Here is a 16,308-nt window from a genome sequence, read left to right on the forward strand (position 1 = left end):
GTACTCAGGACTCCTGGTTGACGGAGACGAGCACATCGTCCCCTTCGATCTTTACGGGGTAGACAGCGACCGGCCGGGTGGCGGGCAGGCCGGAGGGCTTGCCGGTGCGCAGGTCGAAGCTGGAGCCGTGCAGCCAGCACTCGATCATGCAGTCCTCGACCTCGCCCTCGGAGAGCGAGACGTTCGCGTGCGAGCAGATGTCGTTGACCGCGAACACCCCCTCGTCGGTGCGGACGACGGCGACCGGTACGCCGTTGAGGTCGACGCGCTTGGGCACGTCCTCAGCCAGTTCGCTCAGCGCACAGGCGCGAAGGAAGCTCATGGGTGTCAGACCGCCGCTTCCAGCTCGGCCTCGATCTTCTCCATGAGGTGGTCCTGGATCTCGGCGACACCGATCTGCTGGACCAGCTCGGCGAAGAAGCCGCGCACCACCAGGCGGCGGGCCTCGTCGGCCGGGATGCCGCGGGCCTGCAGGTAGAAGAGCTGCTCGTCGTCGAAGCGGCCGGTGGCGGAGGCGTGACCGGCGCCGACGATCTCGCCGGTCTCGATCTCCAGGTTCGGCACCGAGTCGACCCGGGCGCCGTCGGTGAGCACCAGGTTGCGGTTGAGCTCGTAGGTGTCGGTGCCCTCGGCGGCGGCGCGGATCAGCACGTCGCCGATCCACACCGCGTGCGCGTCCTGGCCCTGCAGCGCGCCCTTGTAGACGACGTTGGAGCGGCAGTGCGGGGTGTCGTGGTCGATGACCAGACGGTGCTCGAGGTGCTGGCCGGCGTCGGCGAAGTAGAGGCCGAACAGCTCGGCCTCGCCACCGGGAGCGGCGTAGTTGACCCGCGGGTGGATCCGCACCACGTCGCCGCCGAAGGTGACGACGACGGACTTCAGCGAGGCGTCGCGGCCGACCAGCGCGGTCTGCTGGGCGACGTGCACGGCGTCGCGCTCCCAGTCCTGGACCGAGACGAAGGTCAGCTTGGCGCCGTCGCCGACCAGCAGCTCGACGTTGGCCGCGCGGGTGCCGGTGCCGGTGTGGTTGATCACCACGACCGCCTCGGCGAACGGCTTGACGTCGACGACCACGTGCGCGAAGCGGGTGCCGCCCTCGCCGTGGACGTCGATCCGCACCGGCTCGGTGAGCACCGTCTCCTTGGGGACGGTGACCACGAGCGCCTGCTCGAAGGCGCTGAACGCCTGCGCGGCGACCCGGTCGACCGGCTTGCCGGCCTTGCCGAGACGGGCGTCGTCACGGCCGACGGTCTCGGCGGTGACCCCCTCGGGCAGGCTCAGCTCGACCTTGTCCTCGCCCTTGTCGGCGGTGGCGGCGGTGCCGTCGTGCAGGCCGCCGAGGCGGTGCAGCGGGGTGAACCGCCAGTCCTCCTCGCGGCCGGTGGGCACCGGGAAGTCCGCGACGTCGAAGGACGGCGCGACCGCGACGCGCGCGTCGATCGGCTGGCGGACACTGTCCCGACCGGTGCCGGGCCCGGCGAGCTGGGCGCCGGCACCGGCGGTGCCGACCTCGATCGAACCGGCGGTGGTGGAGCCGGAGTTGTTCTGGACGTCAGCCATGGCTGTTCGTTGTGCTCTCTTCCTCAAAAAAGTGTCGATGGACGGCGGGCGGCCGGCGGGTCAGCCGACGGAGCCCTCCATCTGCAGCTCGATCAGCCGGTTCAGCTCCAGCGCGTACTCCATCGGGAGCTCGCGCGCGATCGGCTCGACGAAGCCGCGGACGATCATCGCCATGGCCTCGAACTCGGTCATGCCGCGGCTCATCAGGTAGAAGAGCTGGTCCTCGCTGACCTTGGAGACGGTCGCCTCGTGGCCCATGGACACGTCGTCCTCGCGGACGTCCACGTAGGGGTAGGTGTCCGAGCGGGAGATCGTGTCGACCAGCAGCGCGTCGCAGAGCACGTTGGACTTGGCGCCCTTGGAGCCCTCGCCGATCTCGATCAGACCCCGGTAGGAGGTCCGGCCGCCGCCGCGCGCCACCGACTTGGAGACGATGTTGGAGGAGGTGTTCGGCGCCATGTGGACCATCTTGGCGCCGGCGTCCTGGTGCTGGCCCTCGCCCGCGAAGGCGATCGACAGGGTCTCGCCCTTGGCGTGCTCGCCCATCAGGTAGACGGCCGGGTACTTCATGGTGACCTTGGAGCCGATGTTGCCGTCGACCCACTCCATGGTCGCGCCCTCGTACGCCACGGCGCGCTTGGTGACCAGGTTGTAGACGTTGTTCGACCAGTTCTGGATGGTCGTGTAGCGGCAGCGGCCGCCCTTCTTGACGATGATCTCCACGACCGCGGAGTGCAGCGAGTCGGAGGAGTAGATCGGGGCGGTGCAGCCCTCGACGTAGTGGACGTAGGCGTCCTCGTCGACGATGATCAGCGTCCGCTCGAACTGGCCCATGTTCTCGGTGTTGATCCGGAAGTAGGCCTGGAGCGGGATGTCGACGTGGACACCCTTCGGCACGTAGATGAAGGAGCCGCCGGACCACACGGCCGTGTTCAGCGCGGCGAACTTGTTGTCGCCGACCGGGATGACGGTGCCGAAGTACTCCTGGAAGATCTCCGGGTGCTCGCGCAGCGCGGTGTCGGTGTCCAGGAAGATGACGCCCTGCTCCTCCAGGTCCTCGCGGATCTGGTGGTAGACGACCTCGGACTCGTACTGGGCGGCGACACCGGCGACCAGGCGCTGCTTCTCCGCCTCCGGGATGCCGAGCTTGTCGTAGGTGGCCTTGATGTCCGCGGGCAGGTCCTCCCACGACTCGGCCTGCTTCTCGGTGGAGCGGACGAAGTACTTGATGTTGTCGAAGTCGATGCCGGAGAGGTCGGAGCCCCAGGTCGGCATGGGCTTCTTTCCGAACAGCTTCAGGCCCTTGAGGCGCAGGTTCAGCATCCACTCGGACTCGTTCTTCTTCGCCGAGATGTCGCGGACCACGTCCTCGCTGAGCCCGCGCTTGGCCTCGGCGCCGGCCACGTCCGGGTCGGCCCAGCCGTACTCGTAGTTGCCCAGGCCCTCGAGCTCGGGGTGCGAAACGGTGTCAGTCATGCGAGCTTCCTAACGCGCGGACGCTGAATCTTCGGTGGACGTACCGGCAGTCGGCGCGGCATCGGTGTCCCGGCCCGCGGCGGTGCGCAGGGCGGGCGACGATGCGGCACCGGGTGCCGGCACATAGGTCGTGCAGACCCCGTCGCCGTGGGCGATGGTGGCCAGTCGTTGCACATGGGTGCCCAGCAACTGGGAGAAGACCTCGGTCTCCGCCTCGCAGAGCTGCGGGAACTGCTCGGCGATGTGCGCGACCGGGCAGTGGTGCTGGCAGAGCTGGGCGCCCGCCGGGGCCTGGGCCGCGGCAGACGGGACCCGCCGCACCGTGGCAGCGTACCCGTCGGCACTGAGCGCCTGGGCCAGTGCCTCGGTACGCTCGCCCGCTCCGGCGGAGCTGAGCGCCTCGACGTACTTCTCCGCCTGCCGGCCGAACCGGGCCCGGGCGAAGGCGGCGACCGCCTCCTCCCCGGCCTTGCCGCCGCCGACCGCGTCGGAGATCCAGCGCAGGGCGTCGGCGGCGAGCTGGTCGTACGCCTGGTAGAAGGCGTCGCGACCACCGTCGGTCAGGGCGAAGACCTTGGCCGGACGGCCCCGGCCGCGGCTGCCGTAGACCCGCTGCTCGCGGGACTCGACCAGGCCGGCGGCGGTCAGGCCGTCCAGGTGACGGCGGACGGCGGCGGTCGTGAGGCCGAGCCGGCTCGCCAGGTCGGCGGCAGAGGAGGGGCCGTGGTCCAGGATCGACCGGGCGACCCGGTCCCGGGTGGCCCGATGGCCCTCCAGCAGCACCTCTGCCGCCGTCGCGGGCACGGCGCAGCCGGGGGCCGACTCGGCCTCCTGCTGCGTGGAGTGCTCGCGCATGTTTTTCACAACACCAGTGTTGCGTAATTACTTCCGGCAGGACAAGCCGTGACCCAGGCCTCACCCGTGGCATCTGTCACGCAGGTTAGCCTTACCTGACCTGCGGAAATGATCACCAAACCCGGTGTCGGGGCCATCCGTTGGCCCCTCTTAGACTCACAGGCATGCAATCCGAACCCGCGGTCCAGATCACCGGGCTGGTCAAGCGCTACGGCGAGAAGACCGCGGTGGACGGTCTCGACCTGCGTATTTCCCGCGGCACCGTCACCGCCGTGCTCGGCCCGAACGGCGCCGGCAAGACCACCACCGTCGAGACCTGCGAGGGCTACCGCCGCCCCGACGCCGGCACCGTCCGGGTGCTCGGCCTCGACCCGGTCGCGCAGAACGCCGAGCTGCGCCCCCGGATCGGCGTGATGCTGCAGTCCGGCGGCGTGTACGCGGGCGCCCGCGCCGTCGAGATGCTCCGGCACACCGCGAAGCTGCACGCCCACCCGCTGGACGTCGACGCGCTGGTCGAACGGCTCGGCCTGGGCTCCTGCGGCCGCACCACCTACCGCCGGCTCTCCGGCGGCCAGCAGCAGCGGCTCGCCCTGGCGATGGCCGTGGTCGGCCGCCCCGAGCTGGTCTTCCTGGACGAGCCCACCGCGGGCCTCGACCCGCAGGCCCGCCGCGCCACCTGGGAGCTGGTCCGCGACCTGCGCCGGGACGGCGTCACCGTGGTCGTCACCACCCACCACATGGACGAGGCCGAGCAGCTCGCCGACCGGGTCGCGATCGTCGACCGGGGCCGGGTGATCGCCGGCGGCACCCCGGAGGAGCTGTGCCGCGGCGGCGCCGAGTCGAGCGTGCGCTTCGACGGCCCGCCCGGGCTCGACCTCACCACCCTGCTCAAGGAACTGCCCGAGGGCGCCACCGCCGCCGAGCCCACTCCCGGGAGCTACCGCATCGAGGCGCCGGTCGACCCGCAGCTGCTGGCCGCCGTCACCGCCTGGTGCGCGGCCACCGGCATCCTCCCGGAGCGGCTCGCGGTGCAGCGCCGCAGCCTCGAAGACGTCTTCCTCGACCTGACCGGACGGGACCTGCGCTCGTGACCGACTACTCCCCCCGTCCCGGAGCGGCGCCGGTCGGCCGGATGCTGCTCGCCCAGACGGCGTTCGAGACCCGGATGCTGCTGCGCAACGGCGAGCAGCTGCTGCTCACCGTGGTCATCCCGACGGTGCTGCTGGTGCTCTTCTCCGCGGTGGACATCGTCGCCGTCGAGGGGCCCGGCAAGCGGGTCGACTTCCTCGCGCCGGGACTGCTCGCGCTCGCCGTGATGTCGACGGCCTTCACCGGGCAGGCCATCGCCACCGGCTTCGAGCGCCGCTACGGCGTGCTGAAGCGGCTGGGCGCCAGCCCGCTGCCGCGCTGGGCGCTGCTGACCGCCAAGACCGGCTGCGTCCTGGTCACCGAGGCGCTCCAGGTGGCCCTGCTGTCGGTGATCGCGCTGGCCCTCGGCTGGTCGCCGCAGGGCAGCCCGCTCACCGTGGCCGCCCTGCTCGTGCTCGGCACCGCCGCCTTCTCCGGGCTCGGCCTGCTGATGGCCGGCACGCTCAAGGCGGAGGCGACGCTGGCGGCCGCCAACCTGGTCTTCGTCCTGCTGCTGCTCGCGGGCGGGGTGGTCGTGCCGCTGTCGAAGTTCCCGGCGGCGGCGCAGTCCGTGCTGGAGCTGCTGCCGATCGCCGCGCTGTCGGACGGTCTGCGCTCGGTGCTCCAGGGCGGCGCGGGGGTCCCGTGGGCCGACCTCGGCCTGCTGGGCGGCTGGGCCGTCCTCGGCCTCGCCGCCGCCGCGCGCTTCTTCCGCTGGGAGTAGACCCCGCTCGACCGCGTGACACGACGGCCCCCCGGTTCTCCGGAACCGGGGGGCCGTCGCCGTTCTCCGTGCGGCCGGGCCGGATGCGCCGGGCCGGATGCGCCGGGCCGGATGCGCCGGCCCGGCCCGGGCCGGATGTGCCGACCCTCCGACAGAACGGACCCCGCCCAACGGTTCCACCGACGGGTCAGCGGTCCCAGGGCGGAGCGCTCCGGCTGGTGCCGTGGTCCCGGGACACAACCAGGACCGGTGCCCCGTGCTCGAACTCCCGCCAATTCCTAACGTGGGAGCACGCGTTGAGCGCCCGACCGGGACACCGGACGGCGCCCGCGCGGCCCGGGCCGGGCACCCCGGCCCGTCTGTCGGGACGGCGCAGCACTGGAGGATCCCAGATGAGTTGGAACCGCTTCACACTCTCGTCGGCCGGCAGCGCGGCGCAGTCCAGCGCGCTCGCGGCCGTCTCCCGCATCGCGGGCAGCATGGAAGTCTGGTGGATCGGAGGCAACGGCTCCGTCCAGGGCGCGTACTGGTACGACGGCGCACCGTGGACCCGCTACGAGATCGCGCCCGCCGGGAGCGCCTCCACCAACGGCGGCATCACGGCCGTGTCGCGCATCCCGGGCAGCATGGAACTCTGGTGGATCGGAGGCAACGGCTCCGTCCAGGGCGCGTACTGGTACGACGGCGCACCGTGGACCCGCTACGAGATCGCCCCCGCCGGGAGCGCCTCCACCAACGGCGGCATCACGGCCGTGTCGCGCATCCCGGGCAGCATGGAACTCTGGTGGATCGGAGGCAACGGCTCCGTCCAGGGCGCGTACTGGTACGACGGCGCACCGTGGACCCGCTACGAGATCGCCCCCGCCGGAAACGCCTCCACCAACGGCGGCATCACCGCCGTCTCCCGCATCCCCGGCAGCATGGAACTCTGGTTCACCGGAGCCAACGGCTCCATTCAGGGCGCGTACTGGTACGACGGCGCACCGTGGACCCGCTACGAGATCGCCCCCGCCGGAAACGCCTCCACCAACGGCGGCATCACCGCCGTCTCCCGCATCCCCGGCAGCATGGAACTCTGGTTCACCGGAGCCAACGGCTCCATTCAGGGCGCGTACTGGTACGACGGCGCACCGTGGACCCGCTACGAGATCGCCCCCGCCGGAAACGCCTCCACCAACGGCGGCATCACCGCCGTCTCCCGCATCCCCGGCAGCATGGAACTCTGGTTCACCGGAGCCAACGGCTCCGTCCAGGGCGCGTACTGGTACGACGGCGCACCGTGGACCCGCTACGAGATCGCCCCCGCCGGAAACGCCTCCACCAACGGCGGCATCACCGCCGTCTCCCGCATCCCCGGCAGCATGGAACTCTGGTGGATCGGCGGTGACAGCTCGGTCCAGGACAGCTTCTGGTACGACACCTCGAGCAAGAACTTCGACCAGAACGTCACCACCGACATCGCCATCGGAGGCGCGGCGCACGTCGTGATGCGGCAGGACGGCTTCTTCTCGTTCAGCACCCACGCGCACGACAGCGGCTTCGACAACATCGACTACACGATCACCGCCGCCGTGATGACGCCGGACGGGACCGTGTTCACCTTCCAGCACTCCGGTCACACGGAGGGGACCGTCGCCGGTCTGCCCTTCGGCACCCCGGACCGCAACGACGACTTCACGTTCACCGGCAACAATCCGAAGATCACCGAGAAGTGGGACGGCATCCTCGCCGGCACCTTCAAGGCCGACCTGGACGCGACGGACACTCTCGCGGCGGGCGTCGCGGGCGCTCTCGGCGACCTCGTGCAGGCGATCGTGTCCGCGGCGGGGAAGGCGGCGGCGCAGGCGGTCGTCAAGCTGGTGTCCTGACCGTCACGCCCGGCGCGTCCCGCACCGCCCGCCCACGACGGCGGCCCCTCGCTCGGGTGAGCGGGGGGCCGCCATGAGCCGCCCGGTGCGGGACGCGCCGGGCCTCAGCCCTGCGCTGCGCCTCGGCCCTGCGCCGCGCCTCAGCCCTGGTCGCCGCCGCGGCGGCGGCGGGCGAGCAGGACGAGCGCGCCGCCGAGGAGCACGACACCACCGCCGACTGCCGCGATGACCGGGGTGGCGTCGCTGCTACCGGTCGCGGCCAGCGCCGGTCCGGCCGGGGTCGGCGCGGACGTCACGGGCGGGACGGGCGCGGCGGTCGACGGGGTGGACGTGGGCGTCGACGACCGGCTCGGCGTCACGGTCGGGGTGACCGGGGGCGGGGTCGGCGTCACCGTGGCGGTGGGCGACGTCGTCGGCGTCACCGTCGCGGTGGGCGACGGGGTGGGGGTCTGCGTCGCCGTGGGGTCGGCGTCGGCGTCGGGGTGACGGTCTGGCTGGGAGTCGGGGTGGGCGTCGGGGTCGCGCAGACCTCGATCGTCTTCGTCTCCGTCTTGTTCCAGTCGCCGTTTTTCGGGTCCTCGGTGGTGGTCACCACGAACGTCGCCTTGATCGGCGCACTGTGGGCCTTCACCGGGAAGGTCTGCTTGAAGCTCTTGCCGAACTCCTTCTGGTCCAGCAGCTTCTCGCCGTCGACGGTCAGGCTGACGGCGTTCTTGACGCCCGCCTTGTCGCTGTAGTTGGCGAGGTCGATCACGATCTTGTCGCAGGTGACCTGCCAGGTCGGGACGTGGGCCGAGGCACTGGTCGCCAGCGCCACCGGCAGCAGGACGGCCGCCACGGCCGTTCCCGCGATCGCCGCACTGCCGATGCCTATCTGCCGCCGCTGTCGCGCCATTTCGTAGTTCCCTCCGAACGGTCTTGTGCAGCAGGCGCATTGAGTGGAACAGCGGTGGGCCCGCTACGACTGTCCGGGGGACTCTACCGGCAGCCCCCTACCGCTCCACACCCCACTGCACGTCCGGATTTCGACTTTCCGGTGACATTCGGATGTGCTTCGGCGGCCTCGCGGGCCCGTCAGCTCGGGCAACACGGCTGCGGACGACCCGAATGGACACGGTCAGGGTGGCCGAAAGACTGCACCCCTGGTGATCATTTTCGATCACCAGGGGTGCCTGAAGGAGCAAAACGGGTCATGCTCCTTCAACCAGTACGGAGCGGTCCGTCACGGGTCAGACCCGGCCGGCCGCCTTGCGCCGACGCGCGACCAGGACCAGCGCGCCACCGGCGGCGAGGGCCACGCCACCGGCGATCGTCAGCGGCACGACCGGACCGGAGCCGGTGTGGGCGAGGCCACCCTCGGTGACGGCCCCGGCCGACGGGCTCGCCGAGGCGCCCGGCACGGCCGCCGAGGCGGACCCGCTCGCGGACGGGCTCGCCGACGCGCTCGCGGACGGCTTCGCGGTGGCCGGAACGGACGGGCTGCCCGAGGCGCCCGGGGTCACCGAGGGCACCGGGGTGCCGGTCGCGCCGGGGGTGGTCGGCGGCGTGCTCGGGGTCCCGGTGGAGCCCGGCGTGCTCGGGGTGACGCTCGCCGACGGCGTACCGGTCGGCGGCACCACCGGCGGCGTGGTGGCGGGCGGAGTGGTCGGCGGCGTGGTCGGGGGCGTGGTGGGCGGCGTGGTCGGCAGGCAGCCGGTGAAGGGGTAGTGGTGCGTCTCCGCACCGCCCTTGCCGGTCAGCGACTTGACGATGACCGAGCCGTTCACCGGGGCCGCCGAGCCGAGGTCGAACGCGGCGTTCGGCGCCAGCACGGTGCCGGACCAGGCGGCCTGGCTGCTCTTGACCACCTTGGTGGCGGTCGGGAAGTTCCAGAGCAGCTTGGAACGGACCGCACCGCCGTGCGCGCTCTGCAGCTTGTCGTCCAGGACGTAGGCCTTCTTGCCCTCGTCCCAGAGGTGGAAACCGGTGGTCCGCGCGGCCGCCATGTCGTAGGAGTCGCCGGTGACGGTGACCACGGTGACCGAGCCGGCCGGCACCTTCACGAAGATGTCGGTGGCGCCCTGGAGAGCGGCGGCCGAGACCGTGAAGCTGTTGAAGGCGGCGTCGCCGCTGGTGAGGTGGAGCTCCTTGCCCTTGGCCTCGACCTTGGCACCGGCGGTCTGCGGAGTACCGGCCAGGGCGGTGGAGACGGCGCGCACCCGGGCGAACTCGGCGGCGAAGTCGATCGGCGACCTGCCCTGGGCGACCGTGCCCTGGTGGGCCTGGACCACGGCGCCCTCGGCCTTCGAGCCGTAGACGCCGTTGCCCTTCATCACCTGGGTGTTGTTGCCGGTGAGCTTGCCGGCGACGACCAGGGCGTTGCCGCCCGGAAGCGCCTTCACCTGCTCGGGGGTCAGCTCCTGGCCGACCGAGAAGCCGCCGGTGAAGTCGGCGTTGCCGCCGACCGCCACCGCGCCCTCGGCGTCCGGCGTGTGGGTGTCGTCGCCCTCGACGAACTCCCCGTAGAGGTTGGCGACCCCGAGGCTCAGGCACTGGCCCGGCTCGGCGACGGCGTGGGCGGCGGCCGGGGCGACGAGCCCGGCCAGAACGAACGAGCCGCCGAGCGCGAGCGCGGCGGCGGGAACGGATATGCGCATGTGCAGGATCTCCGCTTGTGTGCGGGGGTGTGGGAGGGGTCCGGAAAAAGGTATGGACCAAACCGCACTCTTTCGGCCAGACCGGCAATTGGTCAAGACCACTGACCCCCTTGACCGAATGGTCCCTTTTGACCCGTCATGCCCATGGTGGTTTTACCGCCAAGTCGACATCGAAGCCCCCACGGCCTCCGCCCGCCCCCGCCCCAAGATCGGCTGTAAGGCCGCATACCATGGACGCCGTGCCTAACACCACCCCCTTCTCCCTGCTCGCCGAGCGCTGGCAGCCCTCCGCCGCCGTGGTCAAGCGCGCCGCGTTCGCCGCGCTGGTGATGAGCGTGGTGATCGTCGTCACCGGCGGTGCCGTCCGCCTCACCGCCTCCGGCCTCGGCTGCACCACCTGGCCGCGCTGCACCGACGAGAGCCTCACCCCGACCGCCGAGATGGGCTTCCACGGCGTCGTGGAGTTCACCAACCGGATGCTCACCTACGTGCTGAGCGCCGCCGTCGGCTGGGCGATCCTCGCCGCGCGCTGCGCCCGGCCCCGGCGGCGCGGCCTGACCAAGCTCGGCTGGGCCCAGTTCTGGCTGGTGATGAGCAACGCCGTGCTCGGCGGCATCACCGTGCTGACCGGCCTCAACCCCTACACGGTGGCACTGCACCTGATCGCGGCGATGGCCCTGGTGTGGGTGGCGACCCTGATGTGGGAGCGCTCCAAGGAGGGCGACGGTCCGGCCCGGCCGCTGGTGGCCGAGCCGATCAAGCGGCTCGCCCAGGTCCTGGTCGGCGTGATCGGCCTGCTGGTGGCCGCCGGCACCCTGGTCACCGGCGCCGGCCACCACCCCGGCACGCCCAAGGACAACAAGATGGTCCCGCGGATCCCGCTGGACTACGACCGGCTCGCCCAGGCCCACGCCGACCTGGCCTTCCTCTCGATCGGCCTCTCGATCGCGGTGGTCTTCGTGTTCGTGGCCGTGAAGGCCCCGCCGGCCGCCCGGGCCCGGTCCCGCGAGCTGCTGATCGGCCTGCTGCTCCAGGGCGTGATCGGCTTCGTCCAGTACTTCACCGACGTCCCGGAGCTGCTGGTCGGCCTGCACATGCTGGGCGCCACCCTGATCTGGATCGCCGCCCTGCGGATCCCGCTCGCCCTGCGCACCCGCGAGGACGCCCCGGCGACCGCCGACGCCCCCGCCCCCCGCACCCCCCAGGCCGCGGCCGCCTGACCCCGCGCGGACATGCCGAAGGGCCCCGGTCTCACGGAGACCGGGGCCCTTCGTCGTGCGCCGGGGCGGGGTCAGCCGCCGATCTGGATGCCGGCCATCCGCTTCCACTCGTACGCGCCGGTGCGCACCTTCAGACCGAGTTCGCCCTCGAAGTTCTCGTGCAGGGTGACCCCGGCCAGCTCGGCGGCCCGGCGGCCGACCGCGTAGCTGGGCGCGACCTGGTCGCCCCAGGCGCCGTCGGCGCCGACCACGACGATCCGGGTGGCGACCGCGCCGACGTACTCGACGACACCGTCGGCGCTGCCGCCGTGCGCCGCGGCGAAGGCGGTCAGGTTCTTGGCGATGCGCTTGGCGCGGCGCTCGGCACGGGCGTCCGGCGCGGCGGGGGTGGCGGTCTCTGCGCTGCTCATGCCCGCATGCTACCGAGCGGTAGTAGAGCTGGCGACGGGAGCGCCGTGTGCACCGGGCCACATACTGGTGGGGTGACCTTCGACGGCTGGCCGGCCGAGGCGCTCGACTTCTACGAGCACCTCGAGGCCGACAACTCCAAGACCTTCTGGCAGTCCCACAAGGACCGGTACGAGCAGGCCGTGCGGGAGCCGATGGAACGGCTGCTGGACGAGCTCGAGCCCGAGTTCGGGCCGGGAAAGATCTTCCGCCCCAACCGCGACGTGCGGTTCAGCGCGGACAAGTCCCCGTACAAGACGCACATCGGCGCCCACCTGGCGGCCGGCGGCTACGTCCAGCTCTCCGCCGACGGCCTGGCCTGCGGCAACGGGCTGTACCGGCTCGCCCCCGACCAGCTGGACCGCTACCGGAGCGCGGTCGCCGAGGACGTCTCCGGCGCCGAGCTGGAGCGGGTGGCCGACCGGGTCCGCCGGGCCGGGCCGGAGGTGGTCGGCCGGGACTCCCTGAAGTCCGCCCCGCGCGGCTACCCCAAGGACCACCCGCGGATCGGGCTGCTCCGCCACAAGGGGCTGATCGCCTGGCAGGAGTGGGCTCCCGAACCCTGGCTGGGCACCCGCGCCGCGTACGAGCGGATCACCGGGTTCCTGCGCGCCTCGCAGCCGCTCAAGGACTGGCTGGACGGCCACGTCGGCCCCTCCGAGCTGCCCGACCGCTAGGGGTTGTCTGACAATTCCCGCCGCGCCGCCCGCCGGCCCGGCCGGCACCGCCAGGAACGCGAAGGGCCCCGGTCGACTCGACCGGGGCCCTTCCTCACGCCTGCGTCACCGCGTCACTTCACGAACGGGTCCACCGCGATCACCACGAACAGCAGCGTCAGATAGGTGATCGACCAGTGGAACAGCCGCATCTCCTTCAGCTTGGCGCCGACCACACCGGCCTTCGCCCGCCCGTACAGCGCGTGCGCCTCCTTCAGCCAGAAGGCGCCCAGCACCACCGCGGCGGCCGGGTACAGCCAGCTGGTGTCGGCCAGCGGCCACAGCAGCAGCGAGACCGCCACCATCACCCAGGAGTAGGCGACGATCTGCTTGGCCACCGCCAGGTTGCCCTTGAGCACCGGCAGCATCGGCACCCCGGCCCGGGCGTAGTCCTCGCGGACCTTCATCGACAGCGGCCAGTAGTGCGGCGGCGTCCAGAAGAAGATCACCAGGAACAGCACCAGCGCCGACCAGGAGAGCGAGTTCGTGATCGCCGCCCAGCCGACGAAGACCGGCATGCAGCCGGCGATGCCGCCCCAGACGATGTTCTGCGCGGTGCGGCGCTTCAGCCCCAGCGTGTAGACGAACACATAGAAGAGGAGCGCGCCGAGCGCCAGCGCGGAGGACAGCCAGTTGACCAGGAGGCCCAGCCAGAGCGTCGACAGCACACCGAGCGCGATGCCGAACACCAGCGCCTCGCGCGGTGACACCATGCCGGTGACGATGGGCCGGCGCTCGGTGCGGGACATCACCGCGTCGATGTCCCGGTCGATGTACATGTTGAGGGCGTTGGCGCCGCCCGCCGAGAGGTAACCGCCGATGACCACCTCCAGCACCAGCAGGAGGTTCGGCACCCCGCGCTCCGCCAGGAACATCACCGGCACCGTGGTGATCAGCAGCAGCTCGATGATCCGCGGTTTGGTCAGTGCGACGAAGGCGCCGACACGGGCCCCGAACGGCCGGTGCGCAGGCGTCGCCCCGGTGACCCCGGCGGGACGGGATTCGACGGCGGTCACTAACACCCCAACTGAAGATGAATCCTCACAGGCGGCCACCGGAACGTTGTTCCCGAATCGTCCGCTCTGCGCGTACCACGCCACCTTAGACGCTCCATATCTCCCCACCGGCCCCGGGGTGCCCCGGCGGGGCGGAACGCACACCCCCGGGTGAACCCCCGCGGTCCCCACCAGGAACGTTGTCCGCGAAGCCGCTCCCGGGCCCGCCGGGACCACCGGTCCCCCGTCCCGCGCGCCGGAGAGGCGAACCGGACGGATCCGGGCGAGGGTGGACAAAGGGACCGGGCCCCCGGTCGCACGGTCGTCCACGAAATGTCCGGGGAATGACTGCCAACATGCCAGGGTTCTCCCACCACGGAGGGTGAGCCCCGGGCCGGACGGTAGGCTCGCCCACAGAAGCGGGATCTACCCTCCGTGACCGGCACCACCCAGCGTCCGGCCCCAGCGACGTGGCCGACCCGGTCCCTCACGGGGTCACTCTTCACAATGGAAGGAGCCCTGAGACAGGGTGAGCACGACGCCGAATGCATTCGAGTGGTCGGACCTCGACGACCGGACCGTCGACACGGCCCGGGTCCTGGCGATGGACGCGGTTCAGAAGGTCGGCAACGGACACCCGGGGACGGCCATGTCGCTGGCCCCCGCCGCCTACCTGATCTTCCAGCGCTTCCTGCGCCACGACCCGACCGACCCGGCCTGGGCCGGCCGTGACCGGTTCGTCCTCTCCCCCGGGCACACCAGCCTGACCCTCTACACCCAGCTCTACTTCTCCGGCTACGGCCTGGAGCTCGACGACCTCAAGGCCTTCCGGGTCGCCGGCAGCCGCACCCCCGGTCACCCGGAGCACGGCCACACCGCCGGCGTCGAGACCACCACCGGCCCGCTCGGCCAGGGCATCGCCAACGCCGTGGGCATGGCGATGGCGGCCCGCTTCGAGCGCGGCCTGTTCGACCCGGACGCCGCGGCCGGCGAGTCGCCGTTCGACCACACCGTCTGGGCCATCGTCTCCGACGGCGACCTGGAGGAGGGCATCTCCGCCGAGGCCTCCTCGCTCGCCGGCCACCAGAAGCTCGGCAACCTGGTCGCGCTCTACGACGACAACCACATCTCGATCGAGGGCGACACCGAGACGGCCTTCTCCGAGGACGTCCTCAAGCGCTACGAGGCGTACGGCTGGCACGTCCAGCGCGTCGCCCCGAAGTCGAACGGCGACATCGACGTCGCCGCGCTCGCCGACGCCCTCGCCGCCGCCAAGGCCGAGACCTCCCGCCCGTCGATGATCGCTATGCGCACGATCATCGCCTGGCCGGCCCCGGACGCCCAGAACACCGCCAAGGCGCACGGCTCCGCGCTCGGCGCCGCCGAGATCGCCGCCACCAAGAAGGTCCTGGGCTTCGACCCGGAGAAGACCTTCGAGGTCAGCGACCAGGTCATCGAGCACGCCCGGCTGGTCGTCAAGCGCGGCAAGGCCGCCCGCGGCGAGTGGGAGAAGTCCTTCGACGCCTGGCGCGCCGCCAACCCGCACCGCGCCGCCGAGTTCGAGCGCATCACGGCCGGCGAGCTGCCCGAGGGCTGGAAGAAGGCCGTCCCGGTCTTCGAGGCCGGCAAGGCCGTCGCCACCCGCAAGGCCAGCGGCGAGACCCTCAAGGCCCTCGGCCAGGTGATCCCGGAGCTGTGGGGCGGCTCGGCCGACCTCGCCGAGTCCAACCTCACCACCATCGACGAGGACAGCTCCTTCCTCCCCGAGGGCAACCCGCTGAAGTCCGCCAGCCCCTACGGCCGGACCATCCACTTCGGCATCCGCGAGCACGCCATGGGCTCCACCATGAACGGCATCGCGCTGCACGGGAAGACCCGCGTGTTCGGCGGCACCTTCCTGGTCTTCGCCGACTACATGCGCCCCGCCGTCCGCCTGGCCGCCCTGATGAAGCTGCCGGTCACCTACGTGTGGACGCACGACTCCATCGGCCTCGGCGAGGACGGCCCGACCCACCAGCCGGTCGAGCACCTGGCCTCGCTGCGCGCCATCCCGGGTCTGGCCATGGTCCGTCCGGCCGACGCCAACGAGACCGCCGTCGCCTGGCGCACCGTTCTGGAGCGCCAGACCACCCACCCCGGCCCGGTCGGCCTGGCCCTCACCCGCCAGAACGTCCCGACCTTCGACCGCACGGTGTACGGCTCCGCCGAGGGCACCGCGAAGGGCGGCTACATCCTGGCCGAGGCCTCCAGCGGCACCCCGCAGGTGATCCTGCTCGGCACCGGCTCCGAGGTCCAGCTGGCCGTCGACGCCCGCGAGGTGCTGGAGGCCGAGGGCATCGCCACCCGGGTCGTCTCGGTCCCGTCCTTCGAGTGGTTCCAGGAGCAGGACCAGGCCTACCGCGACAGCGTGCTGCCGCCGTCGGTCAAGGCCCGCGTCTCGGTCGAGGCCGGCATCGCCCAGGGCTGGCGCGAGCTGGTCGGCGACCACGGCCGGATCGTCTCGCTGGAGCACTTCGGCGCCTCCGCCGACTACCAGGTGCTGTTCGAGGAGTTCGGCATCACCGCCGAGCGCGTCGTGGCCGAGGCCCACAACGCGCTCCGCTCGCTCGAGGCCGTCAACCGCTAGCGGCCCCCGGGCCGGGGCGCCGACCGCACATCGGCGCCCCGGCCCGCCCCACACACC

The 16,308-nt window shown here is 71.7% G+C and carries 15 protein-coding genes; 6 read left to right on the plus strand and 9 right to left on the minus strand.

Annotated elements, in window-relative coordinates:
* Window positions 1-4: 4 nt before the first annotated feature.
* The 4 genes from BLU95_RS12455 to BLU95_RS12470 are packed head-to-tail and all read right to left on the minus strand — an operon-like array spanning window position 5 to window position 3,891.
* Window positions 5-322, minus strand: a complete 318-nt coding sequence (locus tag BLU95_RS12455) for a bifunctional 3-phenylpropionate/cinnamic acid dioxygenase ferredoxin subunit (RefSeq protein WP_030394948.1) — start codon at window positions 320-322, stop codon at window positions 5-7.
* A gap of 5 nt (window positions 323-327) precedes the next feature.
* The gene (sufD, locus tag BLU95_RS12460) at window positions 328-1,560 is read right to left on the minus strand and encodes a Fe-S cluster assembly protein SufD (protein WP_093860085.1); all 1,233 of its coding nucleotides are present in this window, start codon (window positions 1,558-1,560) and stop codon (window positions 328-330) included.
* A 60-nt stretch (window positions 1,561-1,620) separates the two neighbouring features.
* On the minus strand, window positions 1,621-3,036 hold the full coding sequence (gene sufB / locus BLU95_RS12465; protein WP_093860086.1) for a Fe-S cluster assembly protein SufB: 1,416 nt from the start codon (window positions 3,034-3,036) through the stop codon (window positions 1,621-1,623).
* A gap of 9 nt (window positions 3,037-3,045) precedes the next feature.
* A complete protein-coding gene (locus tag BLU95_RS12470; RefSeq protein WP_093860087.1) occupies window positions 3,046-3,891 on the minus strand; it encodes a helix-turn-helix transcriptional regulator in 846 nt (281 codons plus the stop codon).
* A gap of 164 nt (window positions 3,892-4,055) precedes the next feature.
* Between BLU95_RS12470 and BLU95_RS12475 the strand changes: the two genes are divergently transcribed.
* The 3 genes from BLU95_RS12475 (at window position 4,056) to BLU95_RS12485 (ending at window position 7,611) form a co-directional block, all read left to right on the plus strand.
* Window positions 4,056-4,982 (plus strand): ABC transporter ATP-binding protein, encoded by a 927-nt coding sequence (locus tag BLU95_RS12475; RefSeq protein WP_093860088.1) that lies wholly within the window; start codon window positions 4,056-4,058, stop codon window positions 4,980-4,982.
* Between the two features lie 41 nt (window positions 4,983-5,023).
* Entirely contained in the window at window positions 5,024-5,743 is a 720-nt protein-coding gene (locus tag BLU95_RS12480; RefSeq protein WP_093864830.1) for an ABC transporter permease, read from the plus strand.
* A 392-nt stretch (window positions 5,744-6,135) separates the two neighbouring features.
* On the plus strand, window positions 6,136-7,611 hold the full coding sequence (locus BLU95_RS12485; RefSeq protein ID WP_197698754.1) for a PLL family lectin: 1,476 nt from the start codon (window positions 6,136-6,138) through the stop codon (window positions 7,609-7,611).
* 140 nt (window positions 7,612-7,751) lie between these two features.
* Here the strand turns inward: BLU95_RS12485 and BLU95_RS42250 are convergent, their stop codons facing one another.
* The 3 genes from BLU95_RS42250 to BLU95_RS12495 form a co-directional block, all read right to left on the minus strand.
* Window positions 7,752-7,907 carry an LAETG motif-containing sortase-dependent surface protein gene (locus tag BLU95_RS42250; RefSeq protein WP_159424871.1) on the minus strand — a complete coding sequence of 52 codons (156 nt, stop codon included), beginning with the start codon at window positions 7,905-7,907 and terminating at the stop codon, window positions 7,752-7,754.
* 122 nt (window positions 7,908-8,029) lie between these two features.
* The gene (locus BLU95_RS42255) at window positions 8,030-8,506 is read right to left on the minus strand and encodes a hypothetical protein (protein WP_159424872.1); all 477 of its coding nucleotides are present in this window, start codon (window positions 8,504-8,506) and stop codon (window positions 8,030-8,032) included.
* Between the two features lie 334 nt (window positions 8,507-8,840).
* Window positions 8,841-10,247: a choice-of-anchor A family protein gene (locus BLU95_RS12495; RefSeq protein WP_093860090.1), complete on the minus strand. Its 1,407-nt coding sequence runs from the start codon at window positions 10,245-10,247 to the stop codon at window positions 8,841-8,843.
* 230 nt (window positions 10,248-10,477) lie between these two features.
* On the opposite strand from BLU95_RS12495, the gene BLU95_RS12500 reads away from it, so the two are divergent.
* Window positions 10,478-11,467, plus strand: a complete 990-nt coding sequence (locus BLU95_RS12500) for a COX15/CtaA family protein (RefSeq protein WP_093860091.1) — start codon at window positions 10,478-10,480, stop codon at window positions 11,465-11,467.
* A gap of 71 nt (window positions 11,468-11,538) precedes the next feature.
* Here BLU95_RS12500 and BLU95_RS12505 read toward each other — a convergent pair whose 3' ends face one another.
* Window positions 11,539-11,877: a hypothetical protein gene (locus BLU95_RS12505; protein ID WP_093860092.1), complete on the minus strand. Its 339-nt coding sequence runs from the start codon at window positions 11,875-11,877 to the stop codon at window positions 11,539-11,541.
* 72 nt (window positions 11,878-11,949) lie between these two features.
* Here BLU95_RS12505 and BLU95_RS12510 point away from each other — a divergent pair, with 72 nt between their 5' ends.
* Complete coding sequence (locus BLU95_RS12510) at window positions 11,950-12,591, plus strand: DUF2461 domain-containing protein (protein ID WP_231978536.1); 642 nt, start codon at window positions 11,950-11,952, stop codon at window positions 12,589-12,591.
* A gap of 113 nt (window positions 12,592-12,704) precedes the next feature.
* Here BLU95_RS12510 and BLU95_RS12515 read toward each other — a convergent pair whose 3' ends face one another.
* Window positions 12,705-13,646, minus strand: coding sequence for a heme o synthase (locus BLU95_RS12515; protein ID WP_093860094.1), 942 nt, complete (start codon window positions 13,644-13,646; stop codon window positions 12,705-12,707).
* Between the two features lie 508 nt (window positions 13,647-14,154).
* Between BLU95_RS12515 and tkt the strand changes: the two genes are divergently transcribed.
* Window positions 14,155-16,251 (plus strand): transketolase, encoded by a 2,097-nt coding sequence (tkt, locus tag BLU95_RS12520; protein ID WP_093860095.1) that lies wholly within the window; start codon window positions 14,155-14,157, stop codon window positions 16,249-16,251.
* Window positions 16,252-16,308: the final 57 nt, after the last annotated feature.

The organism is Streptomyces sp. TLI_053 (assembly GCF_900105395.1).
In the GTDB taxonomy this organism is placed as follows: Bacteria; Actinomycetota; Actinomycetes; order Streptomycetales; family Streptomycetaceae; genus Kitasatospora.